Genomic DNA, 16,008 nt, shown 5'->3' on the forward strand with positions numbered 1-16,008 from the left:
TGCTGCCGGCCGGCACGGTGGCGCAGGTCGACCACCTGGACCGCGTCGTGCACGTGGACCGCACCCGGGAGCAGGTGAAGGAGTCGCCGGCGTTCGACCCGGACCACTTCGCGCACCCCGAGTACCGGGAGCGGGTCGGCAGCTACTACACGGAGAGCTATCGACAGCAGTGAGCACGGCAGGAGGCAGCGGCGCGGTTCGGTGAGCGGTTACCGTGTGAGTCATGGTCCGGCCGCGCAGCTGCCTCCCGGAGGCCCGTAGCGGTCTAACGGGCCACGCTGTCGACGGCCGGGAGCAGATCCTCGACGTACTCCGTGCCGGCGGACTCCGTTTCCGCGCCGGCGGGCGATGGCGGCGCTCGTTCTGACGAGCCCGCACCACCGACCTGGGCGACCCGGGTCGCGTTTCCCCGCCAGCGAAGGCACGAAAGGCGTACGACCATGTCCTCTGCACGCATGCTCACCGGCGACCGCCCGACCGGGCGGCTGCACCTCGGCCACTACGTGGGCAGCATCGCCAACCGGGTGCGGCTGCACCAGCGCTACGAGAGCTTCTTCATCATCGCCGACCTGCACATGCTCACCACGCGTAACAGCCGCGCGGACATCGAGCAGGTGGCGCACAACGCCCGCGAGATGGTCACCGACATCCTCGCCGCCGGGGTGGAGCCGGAACGGGCGACGTTCTATCTCCAGTCCGCGATCCCCGAGGTCGGTGACCTGAACACGCTGTTCCAGAACCTCATCACGGTGCCCCGGCTGGAACGGGTGCCGTCGCTGAAGGAGATGACCCGGGACGCCGGCAAGGACGAGATGCCGTACGGCCTGCTCGGCTATCCGGTCCTCCAAGCCGCCGACATCCTCTGCGTGAAGGGGCAGGTCGTGCCGGTCGGGAAGGACAACGCGGCGCACGTCGAGGTCACCCGGGAGATCGCCCGGCGGTTCAACCACCTCTACGGCGAGGTCTTCCCGGTGCCCGAGATGCTCATGTCGGCCACACCCACGCTGGTCGGCACCGACGGGGCCGGGAAGATGAGCAAGAGCAAGGGGAACGCGATCGCGCTCTCCGACGACGCGGCGACGGTGCGCCGCAAGGTGATGGGGATGTACACCGACCCGAACCGGGTCCGCGCCGACGTCCCCGGCACCGTGGAGGGGAACCCGGTCTTCGAGTTCCACGACGCCTTCAACCCGGACCGGGCGCAGGTGGCGGAGTTCAAGGCCCGCTACCGGGCCGGCCAGGTCGGCGACCTGGAGGTCAAGGAGACACTGGCGACGGCGCTCAACCGGTTCCTGGACCCGATCCGGGAGCGCCGGGCCCGCTTCGAGGCGCAGCCCGGACTGGTCGACGAACTGATCGTCACCGGCACCGAGCGGACCCGCGAGCAGGTGCGCCGCACGCTCGTCGAGGTCCGCCGGGCGATGGGCCTGAGCAGCGCGTACACCCAGGTGCGACGCCGGGCCGAGCGCTACCGCAAGGCCGTCGCCACCTCGGCCTGACCACAGCCGGTCCGGGGTACGCGCTTGCGCCGACCCCGGACCGGCCGGTTACGCTGGCGGCATGGCCAGCTCGCACGCGTACCCGATGACGTCCTCCGACGTCCGGCTCGGCGCGCTGCGACGCCGGCGGTCCCGCGACCGCCTGCGCTGAGCCTTCCCCTCCTGCGACCGGCGGATCGAGCCGCCGGTCGTCATCGATCGCCCTCGCTCCGCCGTCGCGTTCCCGTCAGGTGATCCGCGCGGCGGATCCACAGCGAGATCGGCGTACTCATGGATCTTGAAAAGTTGCTCAGCGACCGGCTGGCGCCGGCGTTCGCGGCGGTGGCCGGCGTGCCGGTGGACCCGGCCGTGCGGCGTTCGCAGCACGCGGACTTCCAGTCCGACGCGGCACTGGGGCTGGCCCGGCGGCTCGGCCGCCCGCCGCGGGAGATCGCCGCGGAGGTACGGGAGCGCGCGGCGCTGGCCGACCTCTGCGCGGCGGTCGAGGTGTCCGGGCCTGGTTTCCTGAACCTCACGGTGGCCGGGCACGCGCTCGGCGGGCTGGTGTCCGCGATGGCCGCCGACCCGCGGCTCGGCGTGCCGGTGGCGGCCGAGCCGGAGACGGTGGTGGTCGACTACTCGGGGCCGAACGTGGCGAAGGAGATGCACGTCGGGCACCTGCGGTCGACGGTGATCGGGGACGCGGCGGCGCGGACGCTGGAGTGGCTGGGGCACCGGGTGCTGCGCGCGAATCACCTCGGCGACTGGGGCACACCGTTCGGCATGCTGATCGAGCACCTGCTCGACCTGGGCGAGGCCGGGGCGGCCCAGGAGCTGTCGATGGGTGACCTGGACGGGTTCTACAAGGCGGCGCGGTCGAAGTTCGACGACGACGAGGCGTTCCGGGAGCGGGCGCGGCAGCGGGTGGTGGCGTTGCAGGGCGGCGACCCGGCGACGCTGCGGCTGTGGCGGCTGCTGGTGACACAGTCGGAGAGCTACTTCCTGACCGTGTACGACCTGCTCGACGTGACGCTGACCGGCGACGACTTCCGGGGCGAGAGCAGCTACCACGACCAGCTCGCGCCGACGGTCGGGGAACTGGACCGGCTCGGGCTGCTGCGGCGCAGCGACGGCGCGGACTGCGTGTTCCCGCCCGGTTCGGTGGGTCGCGACGGGGAGCCGCTGCCGCTGATCGTGCGCAAGTCCGACGGCGGGTACGGCTACCCGGCCACGGATCTGGCCGCGCTGCGGCACCGGACCGGCGCGCTCGGCGCGACCCGGCTGCTCTACGTGGTCGGGCTGCCGCAGCGGCGGCACTTCGAGATGGTGTTCGCGGTCGCCGCGCAGGCCGGCTGGCTGGCCGCACCGGTGCGGGCCGAGCACGTCGGGTTCGGCTCGATCCTCGGCCCGGACGGGCGGATGCTGCGCAGCCGGGCCGGCGGGTCGGTGAAGCTGGTCGAGTTGCTCACCGAGGCGGTGGGGCGGGCCACCGCGCTGGCCCGGGAGCGCAACCCGGAGCTGGGCGAGGCGGAGGCCGCCGAGGTGGGACGCGCGGTCGGCGTCGGCGCGATCAAGTACGCCGACCTGTCCGGCGACCGGCACAAGGACTACGTGCTGGACTGGGAGCGGATGCTGTCGCTGGACGGGAACACCGCGCCGTACCTCCAGTACGCGTACTCCCGGGTCCGGTCGATCTTCCGGCGGGCCGGCGCGGCGGCGCGGCCGGACGCGGAGGTCTCGCTCGCCGAGCCGGCCGAGCGGGCGCTCGCCATGGAGCTGGCCGGCTTCGCCGCGGTGGTCGAGGAGGTGGCGGGCGGCCTGGAGTTCCACCGGCTGACCGCCTACCTGCACCGGCTCGCGGTCGCGTTCAGTGCGTTCTACGAGCGCTGCCCGGTGCTGCGGGCGGAGGGGCCGGTCCGGGAGAGCCGGCTCGTGCTGTGCGAGCTGACCGGGCGGGTCCTGCGGCAGGGCCTGGACCTGCTCGGCATCCGTACCCCCGAGCGGCTGTGAGGCCGAGGGGTCACCGGAAGCCCGTGCGGCGGCTAGCGTGACGCATCGATCGAACGAGAGGGAGGCGACCATGGCGGATCGGCGCGCGGTACTCGCTCCGGGACGTGGCTACGACACCCGGGGCCCGCTCTTCGTCTACATCGGTGAGGCGTTGCGCCGGCTCGGCTTCGACGTGCACGAGGTCACCTGGCGGTCGATCGGGGATCTGCGCCTCGACAGCGCGCCGGAGTGGGTCGCCGAGCAGCTGGACCCGGTCCTCGACGCCGGGGTGGATCTGCTCGTGGGCAAGTCGCTCGGCAGTTTCGCCGCGCCGCTGGCAGCCGACCGGGGCATCCCGGCGGTCTGGCTGACGCCGCTGCTGACCGACCCCGCGGTACGGGAGCCGCTGGGCCGGGCCACCGCGCCGTTCCTGCTGGCCGGCGGCACCGCCGACCGGGTCTGGGACGGTGCGGTGGCGCGCCGGCTGACCCCGTACGTGGTGGAGGTCGTCGACGCCGACCACTCGATGATGGTGCCCGGCCCGCTGGCGGCCTCGGCCGAGGCGCTCGGCCGGGTCTGCACGGCGGTGGAGGAGTTCGCCGCCGGCCGCTGACGGTCAGCGGCGACTCCGCCGGGTCCACACCACCGCCACCACTGCCGCGATGAGCGGCAGCAGGCAGCAGAGCGCCAGGACGGACAGGTGCCACGGCTTGATCGCTCCCATGGCGGGAATGATAGACGGCTCTCGCTAGGTTGACGGCCGGGTGGCCCTGCCGTCCAGCCACAGCGTGTCGCTGTCGTCGCGGTGGGAGCCCGTGGAGCCGACGTGCTTGGCGCTGATCTCCGGCCCGTTCTTGATCACGTGGACGAGGGCCATCGCGTGTCCCCGGCCGAGGCCGTACTCGTCCCGGTCGGGGCGTCCCGATCAACGACGGACCGCGCCACCATCGTTGCCTCCAGGGCAACGATCGGGCGAGACGCCGGAGAGCCCGGCCCGCGTGGTCGCGGGCCGGGCTCTCCGGATCTCGGGGTACGCGCTCAGCGCTGGAGGGTGAGGAGTCCGGGGCGGTAGGGCAGGAGGCCGTAGTCGCCGCCGGAGTTGGGGGAGCGGCCCTGGTAGAGCAGTTGGAGGTTGCAGGGGTCGACGGTGAAGGTCTGGTCGGCGGTGGTGCGGATCAGTTCGCCGTGGCTGATGTCGTTGGTCCAGGTCGCGCCGCTGTTGGCCTTGCCGGCGAACGGGTTGGACTCGGTGGCCGCCTGCGGGGTCCACGTACCGCCCAGGCTGGTGGCGGTGAAGGACCGGAAGTAGCGGCCCTGGGAGCCGATCGCCTCGACGATCATCAGGTAGCGGGTCTGGCCCTGCAGTTTGTAGACCTGCACGGCCTCGAACAGGTTGTTCGTCGAATCGCTCATGATCGTGGTGTAGTTCGACCCGAAGCTGCCCGGGAAGTTCCCGATCGGCATGCTGGAGCGGTAGATCTTGCCGTTGTCACCGGCGAAGAACAGGTACATGTTCTGGTCGTCGGCGATCAGCGTCTGGTCGATCGGACCGGTACCGGAACCGGAGATGCTGCCGGTGAACAACGGCTGCGCCGACGACCACCCGTTCGGGTTCGTCGGGTTCGTCGAGGTGCGGTACGAGAACGCGGTCGGTCCCCACTGGTAGGCCAGCACCCAGATGCTACGCGGCGCGAAGTAGAACAACGTCGGCGCCACCGTGCCCGAGGACATCGCGTTCTGCGACGCGGAGGCCATCTGCGACCAGTTCGAGAACAGGCCGAAGTTCATCGACCCCCACGACGACCCGTAGTCGTGCGTCGTCGCGTACACCAGATGCTGCCCGTTGTACGGCACCACGGTGAAGTCCTTCAACGACACCCACCCCGACCGCGGCTGTGCCAACACACCCGTCGACGACCACCGGTACGACGACGGCAGATTGCACGTACCACCCGGCGGCGGCGTGGTCGGAGGCGGTGTGGTGGGGTTGCCGCCGCCACCGTCGACGCGCACGAGCTGCCACTGCTGGTTGGCGCCGTTCCAGTCGTCGTATTGGACGATGCTTCCGCCGTCGGCGGTCGAGGCGCCCTGCACCTCCACCACCTTGTTGCTGTGGCGGCTGATCAGCCGGACGTAGCCGCTGTCGGAGTCGGCCAGCCGGAACTGCTGGTTGGTCCCGTTGAGGTCGGACCACTGCACGATGCTGCCGCCGTTGGCGGTCGACCAGTTGTAGACGTCGAGCACCTTGCCGGACAGCCGGGACTTCAGCCGGTAGTAGCCGCCGCCGGAGTCGACGAACTGCCACTGCTGCTGGTTGCCGTTGTTGCGCGACCACTGCACGATCCGCGCGCCGTCGTTGGTGGCCAGGTTGTAGACGTCGAGGGCCTTGCCGCTGTTGCGGTTGACCAGGACGTACCAGGCGTTCGTGTCGACGCTCGCGGCGGCTGCGGGCGCGGACACGACCGCCACGGCGCCGGCGCCGACCAGTACCGCTGCCGCCCCCGTGGCGACGACCCGCGGCAGCCATCCGCGCCGTCGTGGCGGCGACACAGTCGATGGGGACCTGCCGAAAGCAAACATGTTCCTCCCTCAGATCAGACATGTTGTGAGCGCTAACAGTTAGTCGAAGCGCACTGATCCCACACCCGGCCTGCCACGCGACCATCCGCGCCCGCCCGGTGAGCCGCCGAAAGCACCGCCCTACGCCATCGACTGTGAGCGATAACACGCCGTTCGTCAAGTCGTAACAGTCGATGGATGGCAGGCGCCTCAAGCGGCAGGACCGTGAGAGGAGGTGCAGGAGATCGCCCCTCGGCTGACCAGGGGATCGGGGTGGACGATTTCTGGCAAAGTCTGAACTTTCGATTCGTGGTCTAGATGGGCAAAAAGGCGCATAATTGATCCCTTACGGTCGCTCCCCGGGCGACGACGACGCCGGCCGGCGAACCGTCCAAAAGGCACCCTCTCCCCACCGGTGGGTCGATGGCGCTGGATCCCTGAAGCCACTAGGTTGGCCGTCGCCGCTGTGCTCGGCCGGCGCATTCACGAACCTAAGGAACACTCATGACAACCGCACCCGTGCGCCAGGATGAGCCCCCGGTCTCGCTGGGCAGGGTCCGCGCGGAGCCGCTCGACCGGCTGTCCGCCGCGGACATCTCCCCCATCGTGCGCCGGGTGATGGCGGCTCACCTCGATCAGACCCGCATCCCGGCGGCGAAGTTCTCGTCGTTCATCTGATCCGCGATGCCTCCGGGGCCCGCCCGCGCGGCGCTCACCGAGTTCGTCCTCAAGGTGCACGCCAGGTGTGACCTGGCGTGCGACCACTGCTACGTCTACGAACACGCCGACCAGAGCTGGCGCCGCCGCCCGGTGCGGATGACGCCGGAGGTGCTCCGGGCCGCGGCCGGGCGGATCGCCGAACACGCCGCGGCCCACGACCTGCCGGACGTCACTGTCATCCTGCACGGCGGGGAACCGCTGCTGCTCGGCGCCGAGCGACTGGGCGACGTGCTCGCGGGCCTCCGGCGGGTCATCGCCCCGGTCACCCGGCTCCGGCTCGGCATGCAGACCAACGGCGTCCTGCTCACCGAGCGGCTCTGCGACCTGCTCGCCGACCACGACGTCGCGGTCGGCGTGTCGCTCGACGGCGACCGGGCCGCCAACGACCGGCACCGGCGCTTCCGGTCCGGCGCCGGCAGCTACGACCAGGTGCTGCGCGCGCTCGCCATGCTGCGCCGCCCGGCGTACCGGCGGATCTACTCCGGCCTGCTGTGCACCGTGGACGTGCGCAACGACCCGATCGCGGTGTACGAGTCCCTGCTCGCCCAGGAGCCCCCGCGGATCGACTTCCTGCTCCCGCACGCCACCTGGGACGACCCGCCGTGGCGACCGGCCGGCGGCGACACCGCGTACGCGGGCTGGCTGCGCGCCGTCTACGACCGCTGGCGGGCCGACGGACGGCCGGTCTCCGTGCGCCTCTTCGACTCGCTGCTGTCCACCGCTACGGGCGGACCCAGCGGCACCGAGTGGCTCGGTCTCGACCCGGTCGACCTGGCGGTGATCGAGACCGACGGCGAGTGGGAGCAGGCAGACTCGCTCAAGACCGCGTACGACGGCGCGCCGGCCACCGGCATGACCGTCTTCTCGCACGCGGCCGACGACGTGGCGGCCAGCCCGCTCCTGGCCCGCCGCCGCTCCGGCCGGGCCGGGCTCAGCGACGAGTGCCGGCGGTGCCCGGTGGTCGACCAGTGCGGCGGCGGACTCTTCGCCCATCGGTACGGCGCCGGGCACTTCGACCATCCGAGTGTCTACTGCGCCGATCTGAAAGAGCTGGTCGTGCACGTGAACGAGAACCCACCGGCACCCGTCCGGCTCGACGCCGGCCTGCCCGACGACTTCATCGACCGCCTCGCGGCCCTGACCGGCGACCGGGTCGCCATCGGCCGGCTCGTGGAGGCACAGATCGCCATCGTCCGCGCGCTTCTCGCCGAGGTGGCCGACCGGCTGCCGGCGGGTGGGGCCGGAGCCGACGGCTGGGCGGCGCTGACCGCCCTCGACCGCGGTGCGCCGGAGTCCGTCGCCCGGATCGCGGCCCATCCGTACGTGCGGGCCTGGGCTGTCGACTGCCTCGCCGGCACCGGCACCGGCGCCCGGCAGGGACCGGACTACCTCAGCGCGCTCGCCGTCGCCGCCGCGCTCGACACCGGCACCCCGGTACGCCTCGACGTGCCGGTGCGGTCCGGCCGCCTGCACCTGCCGACGGTGGGCACCGTCCTGCTGCCCGAGGTGGGCGACGGCACCGCACGGGTCGAGACCGGCCCGGGTTCGCTGCGGGTGACCGCCGGGGAGGTGACAGCGGTGATCCGGCCCGGAACCCCCGGCGATGCGCCGAGGTGGTGGCCGGCCCGCGTACTCGCCGCGCCGGACGTGAGCGTCCTGCTGGAGGACGGTGACCCGCACCGCGACTGCCACCGGCTGCCCGCCGGTGACCGGCTCGACGACGCCGGGGCCGCGCGCTGGGCCGAGACGTTCGCGGCGGCGTGGCAGGTGATCCGGGACGAGGTGCCGGGCCACGCCGAGGAACTGCGTACCGGTTTGCGGGCCGTGGTCCCGTTGCGGCGCAGCGGCGCGGGTGTCAGCGAGGCGTCGACCGCGCGGCAGGCGTTCGGCGGTGTCGCGGCCACGGAGACCGACGCCGGGTCACTCGCGGTGCTGCTCGTGCACGAGTTCCAGCACAGCAAGATGAACGCGCTGCTGGACGTCTGCGACCTGGTCGACGGCACCCGGCCGATCGACATCACAGTCGGCTGGCGGCCCGACCCGCGGCCCGCGGAGGCCGTCCTGCACGGCATCTACGCGCACGCGGCGGTGGCCGGCATCTGGCGGATCCGGGCCGACCGTCAGGTCGACGGCGCGCAGGCGGTCTACCGGCGGTACCGCGACTGGACGGCCGAGGCGATCGGCGCGCTGCAACGGGCGGACGCGCTCACCCCGGCCGGCTCGCGGCTGGTCCGGCAGGTCGCCCGCTCGATGTCCGGGTGGCCGTCGTGACCGCCGCGCCGACCGCGTACCGGGCCGGCACGCTCGCCGCCGACCTGCGCGCGCTCGGGCTCGGCCCCGGTGACGTGGTGCTCGTGCACTGTTCCCTGCGCACCCTCGGACCGGTCGACGGCGGCGCGGGCGCCCTGGCCAGGGCGCTGCGTACGGCCGTGGGTCCGGCCGGCACCGTCGTGGTCCCGGCGCAGACCCCCGACAACTCGGTGAGCAGCGCCGCGTACCGCGCCGCGACCGCCGGGCTGACCGACGAGGAACGTCTGGCGTACGAGGACCGGATGCCCGGCTTCGACCCGGCCGTCACACCGTCGTTCGGGGTCGGCGCGTTCGCCGAGCACGTACGCCGGCTGCCCGGTGCGGTCCGCAGCCGGCACCCGCAGACGTCGTTCAGCGCGTGGGGGCCGCGGGCGCAGGAGCTGATGCGCATCCACGACCTGGACTCCCATCTGGGAGAACGGTCCCCGCTGGCCGCCCTGGAGGCAGCCGGGGCGTGGACGCTGCTGCTCGGTGTCGGCTATGCGACATGCACCGCGCTGCACCTCGCCGAGTACCGGTTGCGCCGGCCGGCGCCGCGTCGCCCGTACCGCTGCTATGTGCTGCGCGACGGCCGCCGGGAACGGCTCGACTTCGAGGCTCCGCACCTGGATGCGGCCCCTTTTCCGGTGATCGGCGCGGAACTCGACGGGGCGGCGTTCACCCGGCACGGAACGGTCGGCGACGCGCCGGCCCGGCTGCTGCCGATATCCGACGCGGTACGCACCGCCGTCGCCTGGATGGACGCCCACATCGGACGGTGCGGGCCTGGTAACCCGAGCGCAACCTCTCTACCCTGATCGATAGGCGCCGTATCGTGTCGACCGGGGAGCAGCGCGTGATCATTGACGGTTGGAGGTCAGGCGCACTTCCCGTGGAACGGTCGTGCCGTCGTGACCTCTGAGCGGCCCGCGCTGCCGGGCCCGCCCTATTTCTTCCTCAGCTACGTCCCCCCACCGACGCACAACGACCGCACCCCGGGCGACCACTGGGTCCGCCGCTTCTACCACGATCTCAACCTGGCGATCGACGGCCGGCCCGGCGACCGGTTACGCCGGCAGGGTTTCGCCGACTTCATGGTGCGGCCGCCGGACGACCGGACGGAACGAAAACGCACAGCGCTCGCCGAGGCCGAGGTGTTCGTGCCGTTGTACTCACCGGACTACCTCAACCGCGACGACTCCCGCCGGGAACGGGAGTGGTTCCGGCAACGGCTGATCCGGGCCGGCCGCCCGCCCGACGGCGACAACATCCTGCCGGTCCTGTGGATCCCGTCGCCCGCCGCCGTGCACGCGCCGGACCAGGCCCGGGCCGTGGCGATGGCCGCCGACGTGGACGCGTACGCCGCGAACGGCATGAGCGCGCTCTGCCGGCTCCAGAAGTTCCAGCACGCCTACAAGGAGGTGCTGGGCCGACTCGCCCAGCACATCGTCGAGACCGCCGAGCAGACGCCGCTGCAACCGGCCGAGCCGCCGACCGGCCCGACCGACCTGCCGTCGTCCCCGACGAGCGAGGTGCCGTTCCGGGCGGTGGTGATCGCGCCCGAGGAACCGGCCGACCCGGGCCGGCTCAACGGGCGGTCCGACACGCACGCCGGACGGTGGCGCCCGTTCCGCGACCGGCCGCCGGTCGTCGACGACGTGACCGACGCGGTGCAGCGGCTGCGGATGCCGATCGACGTCCGCGACTTCGTGCCGGACGCCGGGCTGTTCCGGGGCTGCCCGGGCGTACTCATGATCGATCCTCGGGTGGTCGAGACGCCGGACGGTGCGGAGGCCGTCCGCGCGGCCGTCGCCTCGCTGCACCGCTGGGTGGGCGTCGTGGTGATCATCGAGGACTCGGCGCCCGGCCGCCGCTCCCACGCGGCGGTGCTGCTCGACCGGGCCATCGAGATCTTCCCGCCCGCGGCACGCCCGCTGGCGATCACCACGTACGACGACTGGCGGGCCGGGATCCACGGCCTGGTCGACCGGATGCGCCGCCGCTACCTGGAGGCGAGACCGGCCTACCCGCCGCCGGGACGGCCGATCAGCAAACCCAGGCTCTGGGAGAACCCGCCGCCCGACGAGGGAGTGGACACATGACCCGACGCGAGGGACAGGTCGTCACCTTCTACTCCTACAAGGGCGGCACCGGCCGGACGATGGCGCTGGCGAACGTCGCCTGGATCCTCGCCGCCAACGGCAAGCGCGTGCTCGCCGTCGACTGGGACCTGGAGTCCCCCGGCCTGTCGCGCTTCTTCGCGCCGTTCATCGACCGGGACGCGCTGGAGAGCACCGGCGGGGTGATCGACCTGATCCGGGAGTACGAGTGGGCGACCACCACCAAGCAGGACAAGGGCGACGACCGCTGGCACGAGCAGTACGCCCGCGTGCACAAGTACTCGTTCTCGCTGAACTGGTCCAACTTCCCCGGCGACGGGACGCTCGACTTCCTCGGCGCGGGCCAGCAGAACAACGACTACGCCGGCGCGCTCGCCGGGATGAACTGGGACGAGTTCTACGAGCGGCAGGGCGGCGGCTACTTCTTCGACGCGCTGCGCGCCGACATGAAGCGCAACTACGACTACGTGCTGATCGACAGCCGGACCGGGTTCTCCGACGTCGCCGACATCTGCACCATCCAGCTGCCGGACGTGCTGGTCACCTGCTTCACCCTCAGCGAGCAGGGCATCACCGGCGCGGCGAAGGTGGCGCGGCTGGTCGAGCACCGCTACGGGTCGCGGCGGATCCGGGTGCTGCCCGTGCCGATGCGGATCGACCCGGCGGAGAAGGTCAAGGCGGACACCGGGCGGGCGGTGGCGCGCCAGCGCTTCAGCGGCCTGCCGAGCGGGATGAGCGAGGCCGACCGGGACCGGTACTGGGCCCGGATGCAGGTGCCCTACCAGGCGTTCTACGCGTACGAGGAACTACTCGCCACGTTCGCCGACCAGCCCGGCGTCAACGGCTCGCTGCTGTCCGCGTACGAGGTGCTGGCCCGGGAGATCACCCGGGGCGAGGTGGAGTCGCTGCCGCCGATGAGCAGCGCGGTACGCGAACGGGTCAACGCCCGGTTCACCCGTACCTCCAACTCGGTGGAGAACGAGATCCTGCTCCGGCACGCCCCGTACGACCGGGTGTGGGCGGAGTGGATCGGGCACCTGCTGGTCTCGGCCGACGTCCGGGTCACCGATCCGTGGTTCGCCGAGGACGAGACGCCCCGGACGGCCCGGGAGCTGATCATCGTGTCGGAGTCCAACGCCGGCGAGGAGGCGGTGCTCGCCGCGCCGGACCGCTCGCCCGACCAGGTGCCGCTCGTCGTGTATGTCGCGGACGTGCGGCGCCTGGCGAACGTGCCCGCCGCGCACACCGTCTCGGTGGCCGGCCTGGAGGCCCGGACCGCCGCCGCGCGGATCCTGCGCCTGGTCGGCCGCGAGGGGGTGCCGGCCGACCTGGAACTGCCGACCGGTCCCCGGTTCCCCGGCCGCGACAACACGGTGTTCGAGGTGCCGGGCCGGAACAAGCGCTTCACCGGGCGGGAGGCGGACCTGCGCGAGTTGCGGACGCTGCTGCGCAGCAGCCCGAAGGTGGTGCTCTCCGGCACCGGGCCGGTGGCGTTGCAGGGCATGGGCGGCATCGGCAAGAGCCAGCTCGCGCTGGAGTACGCCCACCGCTACCGCGCCGCGTACGACATGGTGTGGTGGATCGACGCCGACCAGGTGCCGTTCATCGAGTCGGCCATCGGTGACCTCGCGCCCTACCTGGGCGTGCCGTCGTCGGAGTCGAACCGGGAGAACGCCCGGCTGGTGCTCCAGGCGCTGCGCCGCACCGACCTCCGCTGGCTGCTGATCATGGACAACGCGGACGAGGTCGAGGGCGTCCTGCCGTACGTGCCGGACGGCAAGGGCCACGTCCTGATCACGTCCCGGAACCTCCAGTGGGTGGAGCGGGCCACCACCGTCCAGGTCGACGTGTTCAAGCGCGCGGAGAGCATCCAGCACCTCACCGAGCGGGTGCCGACCATGCGCGTCGACCAGGCCGACCGGATCGCCGCCCTGCTCGGTGACCTGCCGATCGCTGTCACCGCCGCCGCGGCCTGGCTGGCCGACACCGGCCACTCGGTCGACAGCTACCTCACCGAGATCGCCAGGTTCGGGCCGGGCGCGGTGATGGAGCCGAACAGCAACGTCTCCGTCGAGGCCACCTGGGAGCTGTCACTCAACCACCTGCGGACCCGCAACCCGGCCGCCTACCGGGTGCTGCAACTCTGCTCGGTGTTCGCGCCGGAGATCTCCGCCGACCTCGTCTACAGCGACGAGTTCGCCGAGGCGCTGGTGCCGTTCCACCCGCAGGCGAAGGAGCGGCTGGTCCGGCAGCAACTGGTGCAGCAGGCGAACCGGCTCGCCCTGGTCCGGGTCGACCTGCGGGCCGAGAACCCGTCCGGCGGTGAGCGGGGCCGGGGCGGCCTGGTGCTCATGCACCGCCTGCTCCAGCACGCCGTCCGGTCCCGGATGACGGAGGCGGAACTCGACGAGGCCCGCCAGCAGGTCCACCTGGTGCTCGCCGCCGCCCGGCCGGAAGGCGAGGTCGACGACCCCGACGGCTGGCCAAGGTTCCGGGTCATCTGGCCGCACCTGGAGGCGTCCAAGGCGCCGCTGAGCCGCAAGGTGGAGGTGCGGGCCCTGATGATCGACCGGGTGCGCTACCTCCAGTTGCGCGGCGACCTGGAGACCGGCCGGCGGCTCGGGCAGGAGGTCGCGCAGACCTGGGAGCAGATGCTCGCGGAGGAGACCGACCCACGGGCGCGCGACGACCTGCGCCGGCAGTTGCTGCACCTCCAGTTCAACCTCGCCAACATCCTCGCCTTCCTCGGGCAGTTCACCGAGTCCCGGGCGCTGGACGAGGAGGTGCTGACGGCCCAGCGGGACCTGCTCGGCGAGGACCACCCGCACACGCTGATGACCGCCGGCGGGCTCGCCCGCGACCTGCGCGGCATGGGCATGTACAACGAGGCGCTGCGTCTGGACGAGATCACGTTCAACGCGTGGAAGCGGAACTTCACCGAGGAGCACCCGCGTACCCTCGCCGCGCTCAACAACCTCGCCAGCACCCAGCGCCTGATGGGCGACTTCCGGGAGGCCCGCAAGAACGACGAGATGGTGCTGGCCGGGCGCCGCGCGATCCTCGGGGAGAACCACCCGGACACGCTCGCCTCCTCCGCGTACGTCGGCATCGACATGCGCGACGCGGGCGACTTCGAGCAGTCGGTCACCCGCCTGCGCAGCGTCCACCGGGATCTGCTGCACACGGCCGGGGCCGAACACCTGATCACCCTGCGGACGCAGACGAACCTGGCGGTGTCGCTGCGCGCGGCCGGGCACGCGGTCGAGGCGGGCAAGCTCCTCGAAGCCGCGTACGAGCTGCTGAACGAGCGGTTCGGGCCGGACAACCCGGAGACGCTCACCTGCCGGCTGAGCCTGTCGATCAACCTGCTCACCGTCGACCTGTTCCAGCGCGCCAGCCGGGAACTCACCGAGGTACACCGCATCTACCAGCGCAACCTCGGCCCGGCGCACCCGCTGACCCTGGTCTGCATGGTCAACCTCGCCATGGTGGCCCGCCGCGCCGGGGACTTCGCCGAGGCGCGGCAGCTCGCCGGCCGGTCCGCCGACGCGCTCGCCGGAGTGCTCGGCAGCGGGCACCCGTACCCGCTCTCCGGCTGGATGAACCAGGGCATCTGCATCGCCGAACAGCCCGACCCGCCGGAGGGCCGGGAGGCCGCGGACCTGGAGGCGCTGAGCCTGCTGGGGCGCGCCCACGACGGGCTGGTCCGGATCCTCGGCCGCGACCACACGAACACGCTGCGCTGCCGGGCGAACCTGGTGGTGATGCAGGAGCGGGTGGAGAACGGCCGGCGGGCGGAGGTGGAGGCGGTCACCCGCGAGCTGACCTACCGGCTGGGTGAGAACCACCCGGCGGTCGAGGCCGTCCGGGAGAGCCGGTTGCAGCGGCGCATCATCGACCCGCATCCGATCTGACCGCGGCCCGCTCCACCGGGTCGGCCAGCCACGCGAGGATCTCCGGCAGCACCTCCACCGCGCCGAAGTGCGCGCTGCGCGGCTGCACGTGCAGTTGCGCGCCGGGGATCTTCTCGGCCAGCCAGCGGGTGTGGCTGGCCGGGGCGAAGTTGTCGTCGGCGCCGTGCCACAGCCGGACCGGCATCCGGATGTCCGCGAGCGTGATCCCCCAGTCGGCGCGCAACGCCAGCACGTCGTCGATCCAGCCGTGCGGCCCCTGGCGCAGCGCCTCGGCGTAGGCGTCGGTCAGCTGACGGCGGATCGGCACACCGGCCACCACCCGGCGGTCGGCCGCGGTCATCTGCTCGACCAGCACCGCCAGCAGCGAGCCCGGGTCGTCCATGGTCCGCTCGGCCCGCAGCCGCAACTGCTCGGCGAGCATCGGCACGTCGTGCTCGGCGGCGCCGTAGTCCCGGACGTTGGCGTCGGTCATGCCACCGAACCAGTCCAGCCCGGCCGCGCCGGCCGGGGCGAGACCGACCAGCACGGCGGTCCGCCGTACCCGCTCCGGCAGCAGCGCGGCGCAGGCCAGGGCGTGCGGGCCGCCGCCGGAGCGCCCCACCACCGAGAACCCGTCCAGGCCCAGGTCGTCGGCGATGGCCGCGACGTCCGCCGCAGCGTCCGCGACCCGGCGGCCGGGCAGCCGGCTGGAACCGCCGTAACCCGGCCGGTCGTACGAGATCAGCCGTACGCCGAGCCGGTGCAGCACGATGGACCGTGGTCGTGGACCGTTGCGGCTGCCGGGTGTGCCGTGCATCAGGAACACGGGCCAACCGCGTTCCTGCCCGGCGATGTCGACCGCCAGGTTCCTCCTTCCCGTCCGGACGATGTGCTCTCGGTGCCGGGGCGAGTGTGCCAATCGGGGCCTCCGAACGGGTGGTGGCGGTACGGGTGGCGTGG

Annotated in this window: 11 protein-coding genes and 1 pseudogene (1 of these 12 only partly in view); 9 read left to right on the forward strand and 3 right to left on the reverse strand. The window is 72.3% G+C overall.

Annotated elements, in window-relative coordinates; genetic code table 11:
- The 4 genes from KSK32_RS10230 to KSK32_RS10245 form a co-directional block, all read left to right on the forward strand.
- Window positions 1–173, forward strand: partial view of a PRC-barrel domain-containing protein gene (locus KSK32_RS10230; protein ID WP_216930721.1) — the end only. Its footprint begins 271 nt before the window's first position; only the last 173 of its 444 coding nucleotides appear in the window; the start codon falls outside the window, past its left edge; its stop codon occupies window positions 171–173.
- A gap of 267 nt (window positions 174–440) precedes the next feature.
- Complete coding sequence (gene trpS / locus KSK32_RS10235) at window positions 441–1,499, forward strand: tryptophan--tRNA ligase (protein ID WP_216930723.1); 1,059 nt, start codon at window positions 441–443, stop codon at window positions 1,497–1,499.
- Window positions 1,500–1,769: 270 nt separating this feature from the next.
- A complete protein-coding gene (gene argS / locus KSK32_RS10240; protein WP_216930725.1) occupies window positions 1,770–3,488 on the forward strand; it encodes an arginine--tRNA ligase in 1,719 nt (572 codons plus the stop codon).
- Between the two features lie 70 nt (window positions 3,489–3,558).
- Window positions 3,559–4,080: an alpha/beta hydrolase gene (locus KSK32_RS10245; protein ID WP_216927907.1), complete on the forward strand. Its 522-nt coding sequence runs from the start codon at window positions 3,559–3,561 to the stop codon at window positions 4,078–4,080.
- 135 nt (window positions 4,081–4,215) lie between these two features.
- Here KSK32_RS10245 and KSK32_RS34160 read toward each other — a convergent pair.
- Both KSK32_RS34160 and KSK32_RS10255 read right to left on the reverse strand, forming a co-directional pair.
- Window positions 4,216–4,377, reverse strand: a pseudogene (locus tag KSK32_RS34160) (DUF4287 domain-containing protein); the annotation flags it as partial.
- Window positions 4,378–4,505: 128 nt separating this feature from the next.
- Entirely contained in the window at window positions 4,506–6,047 is a 1,542-nt protein-coding gene (locus tag KSK32_RS10255; RefSeq protein WP_216930726.1) for a non-reducing end alpha-L-arabinofuranosidase family hydrolase, read from the reverse strand.
- 483 nt (window positions 6,048–6,530) lie between these two features.
- On the opposite strand from KSK32_RS10255, the gene KSK32_RS10260 reads away from it, so the two are divergent.
- From KSK32_RS10260 to fxsT, 5 genes are all read left to right on the forward strand, one after another.
- Complete coding sequence (locus KSK32_RS10260; protein ID WP_167361554.1) at window positions 6,531–6,704, forward strand: hypothetical protein; 174 nt, start codon at window positions 6,531–6,533, stop codon at window positions 6,702–6,704.
- Between the two features lie 6 nt (window positions 6,705–6,710).
- Entirely contained in the window at window positions 6,711–9,017 is a 2,307-nt protein-coding gene (locus tag KSK32_RS10265) for an FxsB family cyclophane-forming radical SAM/SPASM peptide maturase (protein WP_216927908.1), read from the forward strand.
- Window positions 9,014–9,853 (forward strand): AAC(3) family N-acetyltransferase, encoded by an 840-nt coding sequence (locus KSK32_RS10270; RefSeq protein ID WP_216927928.1) that lies wholly within the window; start codon window positions 9,014–9,016, stop codon window positions 9,851–9,853. Before KSK32_RS10265 ends, KSK32_RS10270 begins: the two co-directional genes overlap by 4 nt.
- Window positions 9,854–9,946: 93 nt before the next feature.
- A complete protein-coding gene (locus KSK32_RS10275) occupies window positions 9,947–11,137 on the forward strand; it encodes a TIR-like protein FxsC (RefSeq protein ID WP_216927909.1) in 1,191 nt (396 codons plus the stop codon).
- Window positions 11,134–15,069: an FxSxx-COOH system tetratricopeptide repeat protein gene (fxsT, locus tag KSK32_RS10280; RefSeq protein WP_216927910.1), complete on the forward strand. Its 3,936-nt coding sequence runs from the start codon at window positions 11,134–11,136 to the stop codon at window positions 15,067–15,069. Before KSK32_RS10275 ends, fxsT begins: the two co-directional genes overlap by 4 nt.
- On the opposite strand, the gene KSK32_RS10285 is transcribed toward fxsT, so the two are convergent.
- A complete protein-coding gene (locus KSK32_RS10285; protein WP_216927911.1) occupies window positions 15,047–15,967 on the reverse strand; it encodes an alpha/beta fold hydrolase in 921 nt (306 codons plus the stop codon). The two genes, fxsT and KSK32_RS10285, sit on opposite strands and share 23 nt — an antisense overlap.
- Window positions 15,968–16,008 lie beyond the last annotated feature (41 nt).

This window comes from Micromonospora sp. WMMB482 (genome assembly GCF_019038635.1).
Lineage (GTDB): Bacteria > Actinomycetota > Actinomycetes > Mycobacteriales > Micromonosporaceae > Micromonospora > Micromonospora marina.